Below are 5,330 nucleotides of genomic sequence, written 5' to 3'. Positions count from 1 at the left end.
GTAGTCGATGCTCTGGCGCAGATAACCGTCGGACACCTCTCGCAGGCGGCCCAGCGCGTCGTAGGCCATGATGTTGTTCTGGTACACCACCCCGCCCTGGCTCGTACGCTCGCGCACCTTGTTGCCGGCGTGGTCGTACGAGAAGTCGGTGATCTTGCCCAGGCTGGCATCGTAGATGCGCGTGACCTGGCCCGTGGCGTCGTAGGTGTAGTTCAGGTTCTGGCCACGCGTGTTGGTCTGCTGCAGCAGCTGGCGCGCGTTGTCGTAGCTGTAGTAGTACTTGGCGCCGCCGATGTCGGTGTGCGCGACCAGGCGGCCGAAGTAGTCGTACGCCCAGGTCGAGGCGTTGCCGTTGCCATCGGCCTCGAAGGTCTTGTTGCCGCGCGCGTCGTAGGCGGTGCGCAGTTCCGTGGACATGCCGGGCTTGCGCACGCCGGTGACGTTGCCGCGCAGGTCGTAGCGGAAGTACACGGTGTCGCCCGCGCCGTTGGTCGAGCTGAGCTTGTTGCCCAGTTCGTCATAGCGCACGCTCTCGGTGACGGTCTTGGTGCCGGTGACCGCCAGCGTCGTGCCATTGCTCATGACGTAGCTGGTGACGGCCGCGTTGGACGTCAGGATCAGGGGGGATGAGGGTTCAGTGCCGGGTTAGATTCGGCTCGGACTGTTAAAACAATCCAATATCTCAAGAATGCTCTAATCTACCCGGCACAATTCAGAGTCCCTCTTTCGAGGCCCCAATCGAGGAAAAATCGTGCCCGGGATCATCTATCGCGGCCGCTACAAGATCTGCCACGTGATCACAGAGGCTCTCCACGCCACCCAGCAAGTTGGAAACAATCCAAGCACTTAACGGTTGGATGTCAACAGCCTCAACTTCATTCGCACTATTGCCCACAATCCGAGCAATCGCCCAGATCCCCTGGCAAGCTCGCTCTATTTGCCGAAGATCGGCAAAGCGAACGACGCCATGCTCCGGATCATCCGGCGTAGCCCAGCGGTCAAGTGTGTAAGTGTGGTCATTCATTGCAATCTCCTGTTGGTCATAAGACCCGCGCCCCGCTGTCAATCGGGGTGGGCAGGCACAAGGCCGGGTTGACAGACCGGTAACAGGAGCAACCGGCGCACGCGAGCGTGCCCCAGCCAAGGCCCGCCCATAGTGGAGACGTGCATCGGCATACGGACATAAAAATGCCGCTATTGCGGCGGCTGTCCGCTCCTGTTAACTCCGGCTGTCAATCCGGTCGATCGTTGGTGCGATCGAAGGGCAAGTATACGGTGTATCAGGCCCCAAAGGGTTGTCCCATGCCGGGACATTCTTGTCTCACTGCGAATCAGGCTTTGATGCAATTCAAAAGCGCAAGTTCTGCAGTCATAGCCAGGCCTGAGTCAAGCGAGAAAATGGACCCTGGAGACTTATTCGCATCGCCGCCACTGGCCGATGTGAACGTGCGATATTTCCAACGTCTATTGCAAGCACATAGGCGTCAAACTCAGTGTCTGGCCAGCAATAGCCCAGGACCAGAAACGAATAAAGCCAGCCTAGAAACCCAACAGCCGAAAAAACCGGCCGACCATCACCTTGCTGACACCGGGCTATGATTTATACCAAGCGGGCACTGACCAGCTTAATCCACCCGTTCCCCACAAGAAAAAAACAAAAGCCCCGGCACCACGCTACGTGATCGGGGCTTCCCAATTTCTGTCGAATCAAACGCAGCCTGACACGTTAATTTATTAATAATCAATTAAAATTTGACTAATTTAAACTTTATTTCCCAACGTCCCATGCTCCCTATCCCACAAGTATTCAATAATTGCTGTTATAGCCCCATCCCAATCAAATCCCAACAGTATCCCTTGCTTAGCATGACTGGTAACCGCGGCCCACTTATCTCTATCATCCACCCCATCTTCCACCGCCAATTCTTTGAGCAATAAATTTACATATTCATCATAAAGTCGGTCCCTTACTTCCCACTTTGGATTTCCTTGCAATATCTCCCAAAAACCTTCGGGCGCAACCAACTGGACTTTTTCAATAAGCTGATTAAACAAAAGCAGAGATTGTTCTTGACTCATCACAGCCTCAACATTAAAAATCAATTAGGAACATTATAATATCGAATTTGTCCCGGAAATTTTTCAGCCAACTTAGTACCAATATTAGTCAAAACATCAATAGACAGAGCTTCCTTCATACTTCTTGAATATGATGCATAGTTCGGATGAGCAGACGTAAACGCAGCCTGCTCAGCAGCACGAATCTCTTCCAAAACGTTATAAGGCCCATTTCTAGTAACAGAATCGGTCGGCAACTTGCTAAGATCCAACACGTTTGTACCCTTTCCTTCCGTCACCGCTCGAAACTCGACAGATCCCGACCGAATGGCCGTCCTCATATCATTCATACCAAGCGGACCATTCGTATAATGATTATGTGTCACAACATTACCTTTCATTGTTTGATATATGCTGTCAGAAACCCTCCCCCCTTTTGCTGGCAACATTTCCTGCGCAATCATTTCACCAGTTTCTCTGGATAATATGGAAACAACCTCATTCTTACCATTAAATGCCAGACTCTTCAGCTCTACCCCAGCCAGATTCGCCGCATATTTCTCTGCAACGCCTGCACCAAATGAGAGACCCGACCGCATCACAGCCGCCCCTCTCGTCGACGGCGTAGGCATCATGCCCGTCATTGCAATATCCAGGCCTATCTCTTCTTCCCTCATATATTGATGTGAATTTCGATTCACAAAATACTTCGTGCCATCAGCACCGATCGCTTCGGGCCCCTGATTAAGCAACGCGTTCCAGCCGCCCCAGACTTTACTCGGAAACCCCAGAAGATTCAGATCTCGCGCCCACAACACCGGCATTTTTCCGATGCTGACTTGGCCATCTATCTGATAGCCTGGGTTTGTTGTCTGAGCGATATTAGTCAACGCATGCAGTCGCACAATATCGTCATCCAATGCTCCCAGCCCTTTGGAGAAAGCAGTCACATCACGACGATAGTCTTCGCTTCCCCACCTCACTTTTGAGTACTGCTGCTCGACCGATACTACGCTGGCGGCCTGGTCACGAGTCAAGATGTACTCGTTACGCAGCATATTGGCGAATCTCGGATCTGCCAAATCACGCATTGAGCCATCCAGTTGATCGCGAACGCCACTCGCCGTATCACGAGGATAGCGAAGTGAAGCGATCTTCTGAACGCTAGACAACGCACTGCGAGGATCGATGGTATTCCAATCCATCGTTGCCACACCATCTGAAATCATCCCCACGTTATCCGGCGCAACTCCTGCTGCCAGCATTTCACGACGCAAACGTACATCAGCCGCAAAATCGTCGCCGCCGGTGTAACCGCTAACCCAGTCCTTCCCTGTCTCGGCGACCCTAAACCCGTCAGTAGTGCCAATGGCTTTCCCAGCAGGTGGCGGTCCATCATTCAACGCTCGCACCGCTGCGTCGCCGACCGAGTTCCCCAACGCATTCCCAAACGCATCAACGGCAACTTGCAAGTAGTTCGCCTTGCCGCCCGAGAGAACGTTTGTCGTAATGCCAGCGGCTGCGCCACTAGCAAAGCCCCGTGCGACTCGGCCACTCATTCCTTCCCAGTCCTGGAAAACGGTCTGGCCTACCGCGGAGCCCACGCCGGCGCCTACGCCAGCAAGCGCCACATTGCTCCAACTGAACTTCGATTGCAGGCCTGTCGCAACCGCTATCCCTTGCGAGATCGTCGAGCTGATGACCGCTCGGCCTGCGACCTGAAGCGCCGTTGTCATACTGAAGCCCGTCGCGCCGGCCGTACTGGCACCCGCAGTTCCTACGCCGGCCGTTGCGCCGCCCGCCACCGGGCCAAGAGCAGCTCCTACACCCGCTGTCACCGCGCCCGATATGCCTGCTACCCCCACGGCCTTCCAGCTGAACTTGTCTTGCACACCGATCGCCATGCCAACACCTTGGCTGATGACGCTACCAACCATGGCTCCGGCTCCCCATGCAGCCATAGTGCCGAGGACACCTCCAGCAACGGGCGCGAGCGCCCCGGCCGTAAAGACCGTCGCCACCACAGCAACGACCGCGACAAAGATCTGCCCGATCCCGCCGCACCCGCCACCGCCACCGCTATCCGGTTTCGGCACCGGCATCGTCGGCTGCGTATCGCCAATCAACTTACCCGGGTCATACGGCTTGAACGACTTGTAGTCGTTGTGGTTACCCGACACCCGATTCGGAATCGTGACCGTGGCCCCGACCCGCAGATCGCGGTCGCTGGCCAGGCCATTGGCTTCGGCCACCAGGTACCACAACCGGCTATCTCCATAGGCCTGCTGCGCAATGCTTTGCAGCGTATCGCCCGCCTGAATCCGATAGGACCCCGGGCTGGCCGACGGGTTGCCCCCGTCAATCGGCCGGAAACTCGGTGAGAAGTCATCCGCGCCTGCGGCCGGGCCGGTCGTGCCCAGCAGTTCGCCGTTGACCACCAGCGACCGGATCGTCTGGCCGTTCTGCACCCGCTGCAAAATCTTGCCGCTGGCGTCGTTGACCAGGGTCTGGTTCTTGCTGGCGTCCTTGGTGTCGACCACGCCAATCAAATTACCGTTGACGTCGTACTGGTAGGTCGTCTGGCCCGGGTCCAGCGCGGTGCTGGTGCCGGACAGCGTCTTCTCGCGGTAGCCCTCGAAGCGGTCGTGGGTGTAGGTGTATGTGTTGGTGTACGGCGAGCCGTCGTACACCGCCATGCTGTACTGCGTGACGTTGCCCGCCTGGTCGTAACCCGAATAGGTCGTCGCATAGCCGCCAGACAGCCCCGCATCGGTCATCTTCATGACCCGCGCGGAATACAACCGTCCGGCGCCGTCGTAGACGTTGCGGCGCTGTTCGCCCGCCAGCCCCGACCGATCAAAGAACGCCTTGCCCAATGAGCCGTCGATGCCGCTGAGCACCACGCGGTCGGCGCCGTCGTAGTAGCGCGCATCCAGCAGCAGCCCGTCGCGCCGCAGCGTGGTCAGGCGGTTGATGGCGTCGTAGGTGTACCTTTCCGTGGTGAAGCCCGCTGCCGTGCCGCCGTCGGCGTAGATGACCTTGTCCCAATACGTGTCGGACAGGCGGTTGCCGTTGGCGTCGTAGGTCAGCTTGTGGCCCTGGGCCGCGTTGATATCCAGGTTGGCGTTGACCGCTTCGACCGTGGTCTGACGGTTCATGGCGTCGTAGCCGTACCAGTATTCCCGGTTGCGCCAGGTGTCGGACGCGTCGGTGTACTGGGTCTGCACCCGCTTGCGGTTGCCGTTGGCGTCGTAGTCGATGCTCTGGCGCAG

The 5,330-nt window shown here is 56.9% G+C and carries 3 protein-coding genes and 1 pseudogene; all 4 read right to left on the bottom strand.

Features of this window, described 5'->3' with window-relative positions; translation table 11 throughout:
* Positions 1–582, bottom strand: a pseudogene (locus tag U858_RS0133075) (hypothetical protein); the annotation flags it as partial.
* Positions 583–712: 130 nt separating this feature from the next.
* Positions 713–1,024, bottom strand: a complete 312-nt coding sequence (locus U858_RS0133070) for a hypothetical protein (protein WP_025141351.1) — start codon at positions 1,022–1,024, stop codon at positions 713–715.
* Between the two features lie 737 nt (positions 1,025–1,761).
* Positions 1,762–2,079 (bottom strand): hypothetical protein, encoded by a 318-nt coding sequence (locus tag U858_RS35840; protein ID WP_157838894.1) that lies wholly within the window; start codon positions 2,077–2,079, stop codon positions 1,762–1,764.
* 20 nt (positions 2,080–2,099) lie between these two features.
* Positions 2,100–5,330: LysM peptidoglycan-binding domain-containing protein (locus tag U858_RS34545; protein WP_115597067.1), on the bottom strand; the 3,231-nt coding region annotated here is incomplete at its 5' end.

This window comes from Achromobacter sp. DH1f (genome assembly GCF_000633435.1).
GTDB lineage: Bacteria > Pseudomonadota > Gammaproteobacteria > Burkholderiales > Burkholderiaceae_B > Achromobacter > Achromobacter deleyi.
Note: the sequence above shows the minus strand (reverse complement) of the source record. Positions and strands in the feature narration are given on the sequence as shown.

Coding starts and splice junctions, on each gene's coding strand:
- U858_RS0133070 (WP_025141351.1), bottom strand. CDS start 1,024: ATGAATGACCACACTTACACACTTGACCGCTGGGCTACGCCGGATGAT.
- U858_RS35840 (WP_157838894.1), bottom strand. CDS start 2,079: ATGAGTCAAGAACAATCTCTGCTTTTGTTTAATCAGCTTATTGAAAAA.